The sequence below is a fragment of the Stenotrophomonas sp. YJH_SMC_110 genome (assembly GCF_059369255.1).
The window spans coordinates 829817-845721 of sequence record NZ_JCAFSM010000001.1 but is presented as its reverse complement, the minus strand read 5'-3'; the positions used below and the strand labels follow the sequence as shown (position 1 = coordinate 845721).

Annotated in this window: 13 protein-coding genes; 7 read left to right on the top strand and 6 right to left on the bottom strand. The window is 68.3% G+C overall.

Annotated features, from left to right (window positions below):
- Positions 1–155 precede the first annotated feature (155 nt).
- From AC5P6H_RS03795 to AC5P6H_RS03770, 6 genes are all read left to right on the top strand, one after another.
- The gene (locus AC5P6H_RS03795) at positions 156–719 is read left to right on the top strand and encodes a DUF3658 domain-containing protein (protein ID WP_241887289.1); all 564 of its coding nucleotides are present in this window, start codon (positions 156–158) and stop codon (positions 717–719) included.
- 115 nt (positions 720–834) lie between these two features.
- Positions 835–1395, top strand: a complete 561-nt coding sequence (locus tag AC5P6H_RS03790; protein ID WP_197574976.1) for an HAD family hydrolase — start codon at positions 835–837, stop codon at positions 1393–1395.
- Between the two features lie 123 nt (positions 1396–1518).
- Positions 1519–2859, top strand: coding sequence for a chloride channel protein (locus AC5P6H_RS03785; protein ID WP_014648760.1), 1341 nt, complete (start codon positions 1519–1521; stop codon positions 2857–2859).
- Between the two features lie 93 nt (positions 2860–2952).
- Positions 2953–3648 carry a ComF family protein gene (locus AC5P6H_RS03780; RefSeq protein WP_014648759.1) on the top strand — a complete coding sequence of 232 codons (696 nt, stop codon included), beginning with the start codon at positions 2953–2955 and terminating at the stop codon, positions 3646–3648.
- 58 nt (positions 3649–3706) lie between these two features.
- Positions 3707–4258 carry an HdeD family acid-resistance protein gene (locus tag AC5P6H_RS03775; protein WP_014648758.1) on the top strand — a complete coding sequence of 184 codons (552 nt, stop codon included), beginning with the start codon at positions 3707–3709 and terminating at the stop codon, positions 4256–4258.
- The gene (locus tag AC5P6H_RS03770; RefSeq protein ID WP_046433045.1) at positions 4255–4725 is read left to right on the top strand and encodes a SecDF P1 head subdomain-containing protein; all 471 of its coding nucleotides are present in this window, start codon (positions 4255–4257) and stop codon (positions 4723–4725) included. Before AC5P6H_RS03775 ends, AC5P6H_RS03770 begins: the two co-directional genes overlap by 4 nt.
- Before the next feature lie 52 nt (positions 4726–4777).
- On the opposite strand, the gene AC5P6H_RS03765 is transcribed toward AC5P6H_RS03770, so the two are convergent.
- The 6 genes from AC5P6H_RS03765 to AC5P6H_RS03740 all read right to left on the bottom strand — a co-directional run bounded on the left by AC5P6H_RS03765 (position 4778) and on the right by AC5P6H_RS03740 (position 12107).
- Positions 4778–6556 carry an MFS transporter gene (locus AC5P6H_RS03765; RefSeq protein ID WP_495202321.1) on the bottom strand — a complete coding sequence of 593 codons (1779 nt, stop codon included), beginning with the start codon at positions 6554–6556 and terminating at the stop codon, positions 4778–4780.
- A 192-nt stretch (positions 6557–6748) separates the two neighbouring features.
- Entirely contained in the window at positions 6749–7864 is a 1116-nt protein-coding gene (gene nagA, locus AC5P6H_RS03760) for an N-acetylglucosamine-6-phosphate deacetylase (RefSeq protein ID WP_288496580.1), read from the bottom strand.
- Positions 7861–8637 carry a DeoR family transcriptional regulator gene (locus AC5P6H_RS03755; RefSeq protein WP_014038836.1) on the bottom strand — a complete coding sequence of 259 codons (777 nt, stop codon included), beginning with the start codon at positions 8635–8637 and terminating at the stop codon, positions 7861–7863. Before AC5P6H_RS03755 ends, nagA begins: the two co-directional genes overlap by 4 nt.
- A gap of 33 nt (positions 8638–8670) precedes the next feature.
- The gene (locus AC5P6H_RS03750) at positions 8671–10005 is read right to left on the bottom strand and encodes a D-tagatose-bisphosphate aldolase, class II, non-catalytic subunit (protein WP_014648754.1); all 1335 of its coding nucleotides are present in this window, start codon (positions 10003–10005) and stop codon (positions 8671–8673) included.
- A gap of 16 nt (positions 10006–10021) precedes the next feature.
- Positions 10022–10960, bottom strand: coding sequence for an ROK family protein (locus AC5P6H_RS03745; protein WP_046433033.1), 939 nt, complete (start codon positions 10958–10960; stop codon positions 10022–10024).
- Positions 10953–12107, bottom strand: a complete 1155-nt coding sequence (locus AC5P6H_RS03740) for an SIS domain-containing protein (protein ID WP_049405400.1) — start codon at positions 12105–12107, stop codon at positions 10953–10955. The genes AC5P6H_RS03745 and AC5P6H_RS03740 overlap by 8 nt, the downstream gene beginning before the upstream one ends.
- Positions 12108–12429: 322 nt before the next feature.
- Here AC5P6H_RS03740 and AC5P6H_RS03735 point away from each other — a divergent pair, with 322 nt between their 5' ends.
- Positions 12430–15789, top strand: coding sequence for a TIM-barrel domain-containing protein (locus tag AC5P6H_RS03735; RefSeq protein ID WP_288496582.1), 3360 nt, complete (start codon positions 12430–12432; stop codon positions 15787–15789).
- Positions 15790–15905: the final 116 nt, after the last annotated feature.

Genomic DNA, 15905 nt, shown 5'->3' with positions numbered 1-15905 from the left:
ACCTTGGGGTACGAGTGAAGCGAGGGCGGCAGTGTGGGTGGGTTGGTGAGTCATGTCAACTTGGCTGCTTCTCATCTGGTTTACATTGGTTGACCGCCATGAATGGGCGCTACGGTGTAAGTTCATTGCTGCATACGGACGCGCGAGCACGTGCCATGAACAGCTACCAGCCCTACCCGATCCGCCGCGACGCGGTGCTGTGCAGCCTTGCCGAGCTGCCCGACGGCGGCCTGCGCGTGGTGCTGGATGATCTGCGCCAGTCCGACACGCCAGGGCAGTGGAAGAACCACGTCTTCGTGACCTTCAAGGACTACCCGGCAGGGCAGCTCGATCCGGCGACGTTGCCGAAGGAGGAGCTCGAGGCTTTCGGCCACTATGTGCTGGTTCGCCTGTTGGCCATCAATGGCTGCCTGCGCGATACGGACGAGCGCTCCGACAACGATGCCCATCTCACTGACCTGGCGCGGCAGAACATCGCCGCGCTGACCAGCGAGGACATCGCCTCGATCGATGAGCAGCTGTTCTCCCTCTGCGACGGGCAGTTCCGAAAGATCGCCTACATTGTGGGGATGGTCATGTCGCTGCAGCCGAAGTGCCGATCGGGAATTCCCGATGTGTTCTATGCAGGGCGTGTACGCATGCTGGTGGAACGGGGCATGTTGCAGGCGCAGGGCGACCTCACGCGGATGGGCTGTTGCGAAGTGCGCGTCCGGCAGTAGGCTTGCGCCCACCAGGACCTGGCTGGAACTGTGCTTACATCTACCTGCTGGAAGGACACATGCTGAAGTCCATCCAGAAGATGGCGGCAGCTGAGGCAATGAAAGAAGGATGCGCATGGAACCGGACACGATGCCGCAGGGCGGAAAGCTGCTGATACTCGATCTGGATGAGACGCTGGTGCATGCCAGCGAGCGTGAACTGGAGCGAGCCGCGGATTTCCGCCTCGTCGGCTACCACGTCTACCTGCGGCCCCATCTGCAGGCATTCCTCGACTATGCCTTTGCCCATTTCACGGTGGGTGTGTGGACGTCGTCCGGGCAACTGTACGCCGAACCGCTGGTGGACCGGCTGATGCCGGGGCGTCCGCTGGCGTTCCTGTGGTCCGCGCCGCGGTGCAGCACGGCCCGTGATTGGGAAACCGGCGGTTACACCTCGCAGAAGCGGCTGGGCAAGCTGAAGCGCCACGGCTTCCGTTTGGAGCAGATGATCGGTATCGATGACACGCCCGGCAAGTACGCCAGAAACTACGGAAATCTGGTCGCGGTGCGTGAGTTCACCGGGGATCCGGCTGATGACGAGCTGGCCCATCTGCAGCTGTATCTGGAGTGGCTGCGGCAGCAGCCCAACGTGCGAGCGGTGGAGAAGCGCCGGTGGCGGGAGCGCCTGCACGCATAGGTAGCTGCACAGGGCAGGTGCTATCGGCGAGCACCCGCACTCGCGCGTTTCACCGCATCCTGCAAGGCCTGCAGCCACAATAACCGCTGCCCAACGCAAGCGCTGGCGCGCAGACTGTGCCCCATGACCGATCTCCATCGCCTCCGCGGCCGCATCACCGCGCTGGTTCTCAGCGAGGCCTGGCGCCGCCGTGCCGCGCTCTGGGGCGGCGCGGTGGCCGTGGCGTTGGTGGCCATCCTGTTCGCCAAGGCCAGCGACGCGGCCTTCCATCTGTTCCAGCGCATCACCGCGCACTCGCCGTGGTGGGCCCTGCTGCTCACGCCGGGCATCTTCGCGCTGCTGGCCTGGTTGACCAGTGGCGTGCTGAAGCCCACGCGGGGCAGCGGCATTCCGCAGGTCATCGCTGCGTTGGACAAGCCCGATGAGCCATTCCGGAAGACCAATCTTTCGCCTGCGGTCTCAGCCGGCAAGCTGCTGCTGACCTCGTTGTCGCTGCTCGGCGGCGCGTCCGTCGGACGCGAAGGTCCCACGGTGCATGTGGGTGCCAGCCTGATGTACCTGTTCGGCCGCTGGTTCGGCTTCAAGGATCCTCGCGAGCTCTCGCACTTCCTGCTGGCCGGTGGTGCAGCGGGCATTGCCGCGGCGTTCAACACGCCGCTGGCTGGCATCGTATTCGCCATCGAGGAGCTCAGCGGCCGTTTCGAGCATCGCTTCTCCGGCACCCTGCTGACGGCGGTGATCGTCGGTGGCGTGGTGTCGCTGGGCCTGCTCGGCAACTACACCTACTTCGGCCATGTGAGCGCGCGGTTGCCGCTGGGGCAGGGCTGGCTGGCGATCCTGCTGTGCGGCGTGGTGGCCGGGTTGCTGGGCGGCCTGTTCGCGCGCGCGGTGCTGGCCAGTGCGGCCGGCCGCCCGCGTTGGCTGGGCCAGCTGCGCCAGCGGCATCCGGTGCTGCTGGCCGCAGGCTGCGGCCTGGCGGTGGTGGCACTGGCTTTGACGTTCGGCGACGGCGCGTTCGGCACCGGCTACGAACAGGCGCGCAGCCTGGTGCAGGGGCAGGCGTTGGTCGGCCACGAGTTCGGGTTGATGAAGCTGCTGGCCAACCTGGCATCGTACGTGGCCGGCATACCCGGCGGCCTGTTCTCGCCCGCGTTGGCGGTCGGCGCGGGGCTGGGCCACAACCTGGCGGTGCTGATGCCGGGCGTGGATCCGCGCGCGTTCGTGCTGCTGGGCATGTGCGCCTACCTGACCGGCGTCACCCAGGCACCGCTGACCTCGGCGGTGATCTCGCTGGAGCTGACCGACAGCGGCGATCTGCTCCTGCCGATCCTGGCCACGGTGCTGATCGCGCGGGGCGTGTCCGGTCTGGTATGCCGGGTGCCGATCTATCGTGGGTTGGCGGAGGTGTTGACGGCGTCGGCCGTTGCATCAACCGGGCCTGGGCAGGGCGGACGCCTTTCCTGATCGGCAGCACCCTCTGCAGTTGCGGGCAGTCCCGACACTGCGATCGGTGCTTCGCCGATGGCCGCACATGGGCAGCGCGATGAAGTATGGGCAATGCGTATTGATCTCCTGCATTCGGCAACCCGTGTCTCCCGCGCACTGCTGGGTGTCCTGCTGCCACTGCGCTGCCTGGTCTGCGGCGATCCGGGCCATGATGATCTCGATCTGTGCCGCGCCTGCCTCGCCGGACTGCCCTGGGCCGGTCGCGCCTGCCTGCGGTGTGCACTGCCGTTGCCGGATGAGGGCCTGATCGTCTGCGGCAGCTGCCGCGAGGAAGCACCACCGCAGACGGCCACCCACGCCAGCCTGCTGTACCTGCCGCCGGTGGACCAGCTGCTGCTGCGCTACAAGTTCCATCAGGACCTGGCGGCCGGTCGCCTGCTGGCGCAGTTGATGCAGCGCGCACCACCGCCCTGGTCCTGCCCGCCGCTGGTGCCGGTGCCGCTGCACCGCCGGCGCCTGCGCCAGCGCGGCTACAACCAGGCTGCCGAGCTCTGCCGGCTGCTGCCGTTGCCGGTCTGGCAGGGGCTGTACCGGCGGCGGCACACCGCACCTCAGTCCGAACGCACGGCCGAACAGCGCAGGGAAAACCTGTTCGATGCGTTCGATGTCCACGGGCCGGTGCCCACGCATCTGACCGTGGTCGACGACGTGATGACCACCGGCAGCACGGTGATGGAAATCGCCGAAACCCTGCGCTGCGTGGGCGCCAGAGAGGTGCGGGTATGGGTGTGCGCGCGGGTGCCGTGATCGCTCCCTTCATCGCCACGGGCTAGGATGAACCCGGTTCCGGATCGAAGGAGTGACCATGAATTCCCCCTTGTCTCCCTTGTTGTCAGCGGTTGGCCGCAGCTGGTGGATCCTGCTGCTGTATGGCCTGGTCGCGCTCGGCTTCGGCATCATCGCCATCGGTTGGCCGCTGTCCGCAGCCATGGCATTGGCCTGGACGCTGGGCGTGATGGCCATCATCGAAGGGGTCATCAGCCTGTTCGCACTGATCAGTGGTGGCAGCGGCGCCTCGCGCGGCTGGCTGGCGCTGTATGCCATCGCTTCGCTGGGCTTCGGCATCCTGGCGGTGATCAACCCGCTGGCCACCGCCAGCGTGCTGGTGCTGTTCCTGGCGGCGTGGCTGCTGGTAGCCGGCATCTATCGCATCGTCTTCGCGATCCGCGTGCGCAAGCAGATCCAGGGCGAGTGGCTGCTGATCCTCAGTGGCGTGCTGGCGGTGGTGCTGGGGTTGCTGTTCGCGGCCAATCCATACGCAGGCGTGGCGGTGACCACGCTGTGGATCGGCATTGGCAGCCTGCTGTACGGGCTGCTGCAGGTGCTGGTGGCGTTCAAGCTGCGGAAGCTGAAATGAGGGGCGCGCTTCCGCTCCTGCTCGGCGCGGCGCTGGTGCTGGCCGGATGCATGCCGGGTGCCACGCCCGGTGCGCTGGCAGGCAAGGATCATGCGCCGCGCGCCGGCGTGGACGTGCGCCTGAGCGCGGTCGATGCGGCTGGCAACGGCACTCCGGCGCACTGGCAAGGTGAAACCCTGGCCCTGCGCGAGCCGCCGATTGCCGGCAGTGCGGACATCGCCGATGTGCGCTACGTGCTGGACGATGCCAAGCAGCCAGGCCTGCAGATCCGCTATCGGCCAGAAGCGCATCAGCGCATCCACGATGGCACCTCGGCCCTGGTGGGCCAGCGCGCGGCGATCAGCGTGGACGGCCGCGTGCTGATGGTGGCGACGGTGAAAGGCCCCTTCGGGGAATCGATGATGCTGAGCGGGCTGCCGAGCATTGCCGAGGCGCAGGCGCTGGCCAGGCACATCACCGGTCAGTGACGGGCGCGCCAACACCACCGCGCTACGCGCGGAGGTCGACCAAGGTCGACCGCTACCGTGCGAACCGTGCCTCGATCTCCTCCAGTGACTTGCCCTTGGTCTCCGGCAGCCAGAACGCGGCTACCAGGAAGAACACGAACGTGCACGCCGCCCAGAACAGGAACATGCTGGCGTAGCCGTAGTGGCCCACCGTGGGCAGGAAGATCGCCGCGATGGTGGTCGACACGAACTGGTTGATCAGCAGGGCGATGCTCATGCCGTTGGAGCGGATGCGATTGGGCATCAGTTCCGACAGTGCCAGCCACACGCAGACGCCGGGGCCGACCGCGAAGAACGCGACGAATACCAGGATGCAGGCGGCTACCGCCCAGCCATGCGCCAGCGGCGGCACCGGGCCGATGCGGGCCTGCTCGATGCGCAGCGGTGCCTGTGCGGCCTTGGCCGGGTCGGCGAACGGGTTCAGATGCAGCTTGCGGAAGAACGCGCCGATCACACTGTCCGGCTGCACGGTCCCGGCACGCTCGATGCGCAGCTCGCGGTCGGTCAGGCTGTCGCTGCGCAGGGCGCGCACATTGGTGAAGTCACCGTAGGCGTACGACACGGTCAGCTGCATCGGCCGGCCTTCGCTGTTTATGCCACCGCCCAGGCGCTGCCACTGTGCGTCGTCAAGCACCAGCCGCAGGCCGTCGCCGCTGACCGCCGCCTGCAGTTGCGGCTGCACGTCGGCGCGGCCACGCTCGGCCTGGAAGAACAGCGTGGCGGCAGCCAGCAGGGCCACGCAGATGCCGCCGCTGCCGAGCATCAGCAGGAACTTGCGGCCCTTGCGGTCGACCAGCAGCAGCGCGACCACGGTCATCACCGCGTTGAGCAGCTTGATCGCCACGTCGGCACCGTTGGCCACCGAGCCGGACAGGCCGGCCTGATTGAGGATGTTCACCGCGTACGCCAGCACCGAATTGATGCCGGTGGCCTGGGTGCAGGCCAGCACCACGCAGGCCAGCACGAACGGCACCACGTAGCGGCGGCTGAGCAGTGGGTCGCGCTTGCCGTCGCTGCTGCTCGATTCCGGCGCCTGGATCTGTGCAAGGGTGGGTTCCACGTCGGCAGCAGGCAACACCCGCTGCAGGCTGCGGCGGGCATCATCGACGCGGCCGCGGCGCACCAGCCAGCGCGGCGATTCGGACAGCCAGAAGATGCCGGCACAGAACAGCAGGCCTGGCGCCAGGCAGCTCCAGAAGATGGTGCGCCAGGCCTGGTCCTTCACCGTGAACAGTTCCTGCGCCTGCTGCGCCAGCGGCAGCGAGCGCACGGCTTCGGCGGCGGCATCCACCGCATGTGCGTGGTACAGCCCGATCAGTGCCGCCAACACCAGGCCGATGGTCAGCAGCAGCTGGAACATCGCCGCACCGCGCCCACGCCGCTCGGGGCTGAGCACTTCGGCCAGGTACAGCGGGATCACTACGCCGATCAGGCCGCCACTGATGCCCTGCAGCAGCCGCCCGAGCAGCAGCGGCGTGTAGCCGGAGGCCAGCGCCATGATCGGAATCGACGCGGTGAACAGCAGGCCGGCCAGCAGCATCGCACCGCGGCGACCGATCAGGTCGGCGACCATGCCGGCGAACAGCGAGGACAGCACGCTGCCCAGCAGTACCGCCGCCACCACGAAGCCGAGTTGCTGGCTGCTGAGCTGCCAGGCGTGGCTGGCCGTTGCCTCCAGGTAGGGCAGGGCACCGGCGATGATGCCGATGTCGATGCCGTACAGCAGGCCGCCGAGGCCGCCGATGAAGAGCAGGTAGCGTACGGGCCAGCGCGGGGCGGTGCTTGCAGTCATCGGCAGTTCCTGTGGTAGCGCCGGGCCAGGCCCGGCGGCGGTTCGTCGCAGAGTGCATTCTGTAGAGCCGAGCCATGCTCGGCTGCTTTCCGTTCCGATATCGAGGTTCCCCATGCCGCGCTTCGCGCGGTGAGCCGAGCATGGCTCGGCTCTACAGGGAGCCCGCGCGGCATCCGGGCCGCATCGCTTGCGTCAGGTCAGATCGACCACGCGCCCACCAATGACCACCTGCTGCAGGCGCAGTTCGGCGTCCAGCACCACCAGGTCGGCGCGGGCGTCGGGCGCGATGCGGCCGCGATCGCCCAGGCCCAGATAGTCGGCCGGGAAGGTGGAAACCCGCTGCGAGGCGTCGGCCAGGTCCAGGCCGACGCGCACCAGGTTGCGCAGCGCCTGGTCCATGGTCAGTGCGCTGCCGGCCAGCGAACCCGTCGCCAGGCGCACGCAGCCGCCGCACTTGTGCACGCGCTGCTCGCCCAGCGCGTACTCGCCGTCGGGCATGCCGGTGGCGGCAGTCGCGTCGGTCACCGCGTACAGGCGCGGGATCGCGCGCGCGGCCAGCCGGATAACGCCGGGGTGGATGTGCTGCAGGTCGGGGATGATCTCGGCGTACTGCGCATGCGCCAGCGCCGCCGCCGCAATGCCCGGGCGATAGTGGTCAACGCCGGTCATGCCGTTGAACAGATGGGTGAAACCGGAGGCACCGGCCTGCAGCGCCGCCACGCCCTCCTCGTAGGTGCCGGCGCTGTGGCCCAGCTGCACGCGGATGCCCATCGCCGAAAGCGCGGGTATCAACGCGGTGTGCTCGCCGATCTCCGGCGCCAGCGTCATCACCCGGATCGGCGCCAGCGCGTGCAGCTGCTGCACCAGTGCCACCGTCGCCTCGATCGTGCGATTGGGCTGTGCGCCCAGCCGCTGCGGGCTGATGAACGGTCCTTCCAGATGCACGCCGACGATGCTGGCGGCGTCGGTATCAGGCGCCGCCATTGCCGCAGCGACGCCGTGCAGCGCGTGCTCGATCTCGTCCAGCCCGGCGGTCATGGTGGTCGCCAGCAGCGTGGTGGTGCCGAAGCGCAGATGGGTGCGGGCGATGGTGCGTGCCACGTCGCCGCCCTGCATCAGGTCCACGCCGGCCGCGCCATGCACATGCAGGTCGACGAAGCCGGGCAGGATCACCGGCAGCTGCAGGTCGTCGGCGCCGCTGTGGTCGTCCACCTGCAGCCGGCGCACGCGTGAATCGAAGTGGACGTGCCCCCGCCGCCAGCCCAGCGGGGTGAGGATGCGGCCATGCAGGGTGCGGGTCTCGGTCATGCGGTGGGCTCGGCGATGATCACTTCGATGCCCAGCCGCTGCAGCCCTTCGCGGGTTGCATCGTCGATGCCGGCGTCGGTGATGATGGCGTGGATCTGGTCCAGCAGGGCGATGCGGTGCAGGCTGACGCGGCCGAACTTGGAGGCATCGGTCAGCACCACGATGCGGCGCGCACGCTCGACCATGCGGTGGTTGAGGCGGGCTTCGGCCTCGTCGTGAGTAGTCAGGCCGAACTGCAGGTCCAGGCCGTCCACGCCCAGGAACAGGGTGTCGAAGCTGTACGAGTTGAGGCTGGCTTCGGCCTGGCTGCCCTGCAGCGACAGCGACTGCTGGCGCAGCAGGCCACCGGTCAGCAGCACGGTGATGCCCGCGGCATTGGCCAGTTCCCAGGCGATGTTCAGGCCGTTGGTCATCACCGTCACGTCGCGATGCGCGCGCAGGTGGCGGGCCAGCGTCATCGTGGTCGAGCCGGAATCGATGATGATGTTGTCGCCCGGCTGCACCAGGCGCGCAGCGCGCGCACCGATCGATTCCTTCAGTGGCAGGTTCAGCGCGTCCTTCTCATGGATGTCCTGTTCCTGCGGCGGCGTGCGCACCAGGGTCGCGCCGCCGTGGGTGCGGTTGGCCAGGCCCTGCGATTCGAAGTGGGTCAGGTCGGCACGGATCGTCACCGCCGACACGCCGAAGCGCTCGACCAGATCGGCCACCTGCACCGAGCCGTGCTCGATCAGCAGCTGCAGGATCTGTTGCCGGCGGGAGCGGGTGTTGCGCATGGCCATTCTCGGTTTTGCGGGAAAAGGTAGAGATTAGCCGTTCGCAGGAACGCCGGCAGCCGAACCTGCGTTCTGCGTGCGGGGTCCGGCCTGGTTGGCGCTGCAGGCACGGGCGTACTCACCCAGGCACAGGCCGATGCGGTGCTGCACCAGCGCGGTGGGGGTGTTGGCCAGGCTGCCTTCGCGCACGGCGCGGTACTGCTCCGGCAGGTACTGGCTGAGCAGCACCAGCGGCGGCGCATGCTGCTCCAGGTTGGCGAACAGGGTCTGCACCGCCTGTACCAGCGCCGGCTCGCCCCAGTAGTAGCGGCAGCGGTCGCTGAAGGAATAACGGCGCAGCAGGCGCAGCGCGGCGGCATCGCCCTGGTAGTAGGACTGCCAGTACTTCGGCTGCGCCACCATCACCTCGTCCAGCACCTGCGGCAGGTGCGAGCACTGTGCGGCCGGCAGCAGTTCGGCCTCGATCGCGGCCAGCGCGAACAGCGCCTCGCGGTAGGCGAAGGTGGCCGCCGGGCCGACCTTGAGGATGGCGAAGTGGTCGCGTACCAGCGCATGCAGGCCGCTTTCGCGCTGGTAGTCGGTGGAATGCGCTTCGAACACGATGCGCGGCTGCCGCTCGAGGAAGTCGGCCAGCGCATGGGCGGCGTCCGGGTTGTACTCATGCACGCTGCTGTGGTCGAAGTCCACGCCCGGCTGCACCACCATCGCGATCACGCGCTGCCACGCATCGCGCAGCTGTGGCGTGTCGAACGCCTGCTGGTGGATGGCCAGGGTCTGCGCGGCGGCAGCCGGCGTGGTCACCTGCAGGCCTTCGGCCAGCGAGGCTTCGCCGCCGGGAATCGGCACCTCGGTACCGATCACGTAGACCGGCGGCGGCAGGCCGTGTTCGGCGGCGGTGCGTTCGGCGATCTCGGCAAGCTCGGCCGAACGCGCAGCGACGATGGCATCGGGCAGCGGCACCGGGTCATCGGCGCAGGACATGCTGCAGTCGAGGTGGATCTTGTGGAAACCGGCGGCGACGTAGGCTTCGATCAGCACGCGCGCGTGGGTCATCGCTTCGGCCGCCGGGCGCTTCTGCCAGGCATTCGGGCCGAGATGGTCGCCGCCCAGGATCAGCCGTTCGCGTGGGAAGCCTTCCTCATCGGCCAGGGTGCCGACGTAATCGCGGTACTGCGGCGGGGTCATGCCGGTGTAGCCGCCGAACTGGTCGACCTGGTTGGAGGTGGCCTCGACCAGCAGCACGGTGCCATGTGCCTGTGCCACGTGCATGGCCGCGCGCAGCACCTGCTCGTTGCTGCAGCAGACGCTGTACAGGCCGACATTGGCACCGGCGCGGTGGGAAGCAAGCAGGGTCTGCAACGGGGACATGGTCAGGCTCCGGACATCAGGAAAACGAGGGTTGGCAGGCGAGCAGGGCGGCACCACGTGCGCCACCGGCATCGCCGAAGCGTGGCGGCACGATCGGTGGCACCTGCACACCCTTGAACAGGTGGGCGGCGATGGCGGCGGGCAGGTGCTGGTACAGCGGCGCGTACTGCGAAAGGCCGCCGCCGAGCACGATCACGTGCGGGTCCAGCGCCAGCACCAGCGCGGCCAGGCTGTGGCCGAGCAGGTCGCGATGGATGTCCAGCGCCTTGCGCGCGCGGGCATCACCGGCTTCGGCCAGGGCGATCACCGCGCTGGCGTCGGCGGCGCTGCCACCAAGGTGGCGCTCGATCATCGCCACGCCACTGCCGGACACATAACGCTCCACGCAGCCCTGCAGGCCGCAGGCGCAGTCGATCAGCGGCAGGCCGTGGCGCTGCAGCAGATGACCGGGCACGCTCCAGTGGCCCCATTCGCCGGCCAGCCCGTTGAAACCGGTCAGCAGGCGGCCCTGCACGCAGAAACCACCGCCAGCACCGGTGCCGAGGATGGCGCCGAACATGCTGGGGTAGCCGTCGGCGGCACCGCCGTGTGCTTCAGACAGGGCAAAACACTGCAGGTCGTTGCCGAAATGCAGCGGGCGTTGCAGCCGCGCCTGCAGGTCCGCGGCCACGCTGTGGCCGGTCAACGCAGGCACGTTCGCGCTGAGCTGGCGGCCGCTGCGGCGGTCGCGCACGCCGGGCAGGGCGATGCCGATCGCCGCATCACTGCGGCCCAGTGCGGCATCGGCCTCGGCGACCAGCGCCACGACTGCCTGCAGGAAACCGTCGTAGTCACCCTGTGGGGTGGCCACGCGGCGGCGCCAGGTAACCTGCATCGCCACATCGCACGCCACCAGCTCGATCTTGGTGCCGCCGATGTCGATGCCGTAGCAGGCGTGGGCGATCAGCTCAGCCATGGTGGATGGTGACGCCCTTGACGACGCGGTTGACGGTGCCGTCCGGGAACGGGTTGTCCGGGGTCAGGCCCAGCGCGGCCGAGCGCTGTAGTGCGAACAGCTGCGCAAAGCCCAGCCACACCGGTGCCAGCCACGGATCGTCCAGTGCCGGCACGGTGAGGGTGTATTCGTCGTCGGCGCCGATGTCCGAATGCGGACCGATCGCCAGCACCTGGCCGGCCACGCCGTCGCGGCGCAGTTCTTCCAGCAGGTCCTGTTCGTAGCGGCGCGCCAGCGGCTGCACGCTGCGCAGCACCACCACCAGGGTGTTGCCATCCAGCGTCGACTTCGGGCCATGACGGAAGCCCAGGGGTGTGTTGGCCAGCGCCAGCACGCGGCCAGCGGTGAGCTCCAGCACCTTCAGCGCGCACTCGCGTGCCAGTGCTTCCAGCGGGCCGCTGCCGAGGTAGATGATGCGGTTGAACGGGCGCTGCGCCAGTGTCGCCACCGGTGCATCCCACTGCGCCAGGCCTTCGCGGGCCAGTGCGGCGATCTGCTTCAGGCGCGTCACGCGCGCATCCCACGGCGAACGATCGAACACGGTCAGCGCGGCCAGCAGCATGCAGGTCAGGCTGCTGGTCATGGCGAAGGCGCGGTCGCAGCTGGCCGACGGCATCAGCAGGGTGCAGGTGTCGGCACGGCCGGCGCCACGGCGGGCCAGCTCGCCATCGGCGTTGCAGGTGATGTCGAGGAAGCGCGCGTCATCCACGTCGCTGCGCACGCGGTCCACCGCCGCCACGCTCTCCGGGCTGGAGCCACTGCGGCCGAACGAGACCAGCAGGGTCGGACGGTCGCGCTGCAGGTACAGCGCCGGGTGGGTCAGCAGGCTGGTGGTGTGCACCACGCGCACCTCGGCGGGCCATTGCGCGTTGATCGCGTCGGCCACCATTTCGGCGATGAAGCCGGAGCTGCCGGCGCCGGTGAACAGCACGCGCTGGTTGGGATCGTTGAGGCTGTCGCCGAGGAAGGCCTGCAGGCGGTCGCGGGCACGCGACAGGTCCTGTGCCAGGGCTTCCCACAGCGCAGGCTGCTGGGCGATTTCGGTAGCGGTATCGGCTCCGCCAAGGCGCTGCCAGGCGGACACATCGGAAAGCAGGGTGACGTCCATTCGGAGGTTCCAGTTGGGCCAGCGCACCATCTGCGTTTTCTTTCGAAATGTCAAACATCGAAAGTAAAAAGAAAGAAAAAAGGTGGGTGGCTTTGCCTTGCCCGCGATGCCGGGAAAAACGAAAGGACCGACGGAATTCCGTATCGCACAATGCTTAACAGGCGCCTGCAAGCGCTTACACAAAGTATTGCGGCGCAGCAACTTTCGTTTCAATGGAATATATCTTCCTTTTTCCTTTCAATTTGTTGACATCTTTCGAATCGCTGCCCTAGAGTCGGCCCAACCGCTTTCGAAACGCCCGGTGAACGGGTTGGGAGTCCGCGTGGAAAACTGCGTTCGTCGCTCGCCGCTGATGCTGGCCCTGGTGCCGGCCTTGATGCTGGCGTCCATGACGGCCCGCGCCGAGCCGGTCGGCAACCTGCGTACCGTCCGCGCCAGCGCCAGCCGCGACGGCGTGCAGGGCTGGGACCTGCAGACCGACAAGGGCGCGCGCATCCGCATTGAACTGCCGGCGACCGACATCATCCGCGTGCAGGCCGGCCGCAACGGCACGTTGACCGGCGCCGGCGACAAGGCCGCGCCGATCGTGCTGCCGCAGCCCAAGGCGAGCGTGCAGGCGCAGCTGGAAGAAGACGCACAGGAAATCCGCGTGCGTACCGAGGCACTGGTACTGCATGTACAGCGGCAGCCGCTGCGCCTGCGCCTGGAACGGCTGGACAATGGCCAGCCCACCGCGCTGTGGCAGGAACTGCAACCGCTGGACCTGGATGCCACGCAGAGCGTGCAGGTGCTGTCCTCGCAGGCCGATGAGGGCTACTTCGGTGGTGGCCAGCAGAACGGCCGTTACCAGTTCAAGGGCCGCGAGCTGGAGGTGTCCTATTCCGGCGGCTGGGAAGAAGGTGATCGGCCGAGCCCGGCGCCGATGCTGCTGAGCAGCCGTGGCTGGGGCATGCTGCGCAATACATGGAGCGATGGCAGCTACGACCTGCGCCAGAGCGACCAGGCCACGCTGCTGCATCGCGAAGACCGCTTCGATGCGTACTACTTCGTGGGCGCCGACCTGCCCAAGCTGATCGAACGCTACACCCAGCTGACCGGCCGCCCCAACATGGTCGCGCGCTGGGCGCTGTCCTACGGCGATGCCGATTGCTACAACGACGGCGACAACAGCAGGAAGCCCGGCACCGTGCCCGAAGGCTGGAGCGACGGCCCGACCGGCACCACGCCCGATGTGATCGACAGCGTGGCCAAGCAGTACCGCGCCCACGACATGCCCGGTGGCTGGATCCTGCCCAACGATGGCTACGGCTGCGGCTACAAGCAGTTGCCGGAAACCGTGCAGGGCCTGGCCAAGTACGGCTTCCGCACCGGCCTGTGGACCGAGAACGGCGTCGACAAGATCGCGTGGGAAGTGGGCAAGGCCGGCAGCCGCGTGCAGAAGCTGGACGTGGCCTGGACCGGCAAGGGCTACCAGTTCGCGATGGACGCCAACCGCCAGGCATTCAACGGCATCCTCGACAATTCCGATTCGCGCCCGTTCCTGTGGACGGTGATGGGCTGGGCCGGCATCCAGCGCTACGCGGTGGCATGGACCGGCGACCAGAGCAGCAGCTGGGATTACATCCGCTGGCACGTGCCGACCCTGGTCGGTTCGGGCCTGTCCGGCATGGCCTACGCCAGCGGCGATGTGGATGCGATCTTCGGCGGAAGCGCCGAGACCTTCACCCGCGACCTGCAGTGGAAGGCGTTCACGCCGGTGCTGATGGGCATGAGCGGCTGGTCGTCGAACGCGCGCAAGCACCCGTGGTGGTACGACGAGCCCTACCGCAGCATCAACCGCGACTACCTGAAGTTGAAGATGCGCCTGACGCCATACATGTATGGGCTGGTGCACGAGGCCGCGCAGACCGGTGCACCGCCGGTGCGTGGCCTTATGTGGGACAACCCGCGCGATCCGCATGCGCAGGATGAAACCTACAAGTACCAGTTCCTGCTCGGCCGCGACCTGCTGGTGGCGCCGGTGTACCGCAGCCAGGCCGCCAGCCGTGGCTGGCGCCGCGACATCCACCTGCCGGCCGGCGGCTGGATCGACTACTGGGATGGCCGTCGCGTGCAGGCCGCCGCCGATGGCCGCCAGCTCGACCGCCAGGTGGACCTGGCCACGCTGCCGGTGTTCGTGCGTGCCGGTGCGATCCTGCCGATGTACCCGTCGATGCTGTTCGATGGCGAAAAACCGCTCGATGAAGTGACCTTCGACCTGTACCCGCAGGGCGACTCGCAGTACACGTTGTACGAAGACGATGGCAACACGCGCCGCTATCAGCAGGGCGAGTCGAGCACGCAGGTAATCCGCGTGCAGGCGCCGGCGCAGGGCAGTGGCCCGGTGCAGGTGCAGATCGACGCCGTGCAGGGCCAGTACAACGGCCAGCTGGCGCAGCGCCGCTACGGCCTGCGCGTACTCAGCCGGCAGGCACCACGTGCGGTGCAGGCCGGTGGCCGCGCGCTGCCGGCGCTGGCCGATGCTGCCGCCTTCAACAGCGCCAACGAGGGCTGGTACTTCGATGCCAAGGACCGCCGCGGCACCGTGCATGTGCGCACTGCCACCCAGGATATCCGCCAGCCACTGCAGCTGCAGCTGGACTTCGCAGTCGCTGCCGCAGCCACCGATGATGCCTATCCGGCCGCACCGGTGCTGGGCCGCGAACTGCCGGCCGACAGCCTGCTGGTGGTCAACCGCCCGGCCGAAGAGCCTGGCCATGCGTTGGAGAACGCCTTCGACGACGATCCGGTCACCTGGTTCCGCAGCGTGCGCAACCAGGCCGTGCGCACCGGCGCCCACGAGTGGGTGATCGGCTTCGGCGAGCGGAAGATGATCGATGGCATCGACATCGCGCCACGCAATGACAAGAACTGGAAGCACGGGCAGGTACGTGACTATGAGGTCTACCTGGGCGACAGCAACGGTGAGTGGGGCGAGCCGATCGCCCGTGGCCGCCTGCAGTTGAAGGAAGGCGTGCAGCGCATCGACTTCCCGGCCCACGCCGGCCGCCTGCTGCGCTTCCGCGTGCTGAGCGTGCAGAACCCCGAAGGCGACGGCGCCAGCAGCACCGACCCGATGGTCACCGCCGCACAGGGCAGCGCCCGCGCGTTCGATGCACTGCAGCCGCGCGATGTCGGCCCGATCGCCCTGTCCACCTTCCACATTCTCGAACATCAGGAACCGGAGCGACCGGCCCGGCAGCGCTATCTCTCCGAGCTGCCGGTGCCGGCCGCGCTGGCCAGCCAGCTGCGTACCGACCAGTCCTTCCGTGGCGACGCCGGCATGCGCATGAACGGCCTGCAGTTCCGCCGTGGCCTGGGCGTCGGCGCCAGCAGCCGCATCGACCTGCGCCTGCAGGGCGGCTGGCACCTGCTGCGTGCCGACCTCGGCATCGACGACGCCTGCCGCAACGCCGGCGGCCTGCAGTTCCAGGTATGGGGCGACAACCGCCTGCTGTACGACAGCGGCCTGGTGAAGGCGCCCGGCGTGGTCAAGCCGGAGCTGGACATCCGTGGCCTTTCCACCCTGAGCCTGCGCACGCTGGGTGCGCAGGGCAGCCAACCCGCCCAGGTCTGTGCCAACTGGGCCAACGCCGTACTGATCGGCCAGGAGGGCGACTCCGCCAGCATCGTCGCCCCATGACCCCCACGTAACACCGCTCCTCCCCCGCCCCATCCCGACTACGGCCCTCATGGCCGTGGCCCGGGAGCGTTTTGCCCGCCGAACGCCCACGCGCTCACTCAGTTGCGCCGCACCCT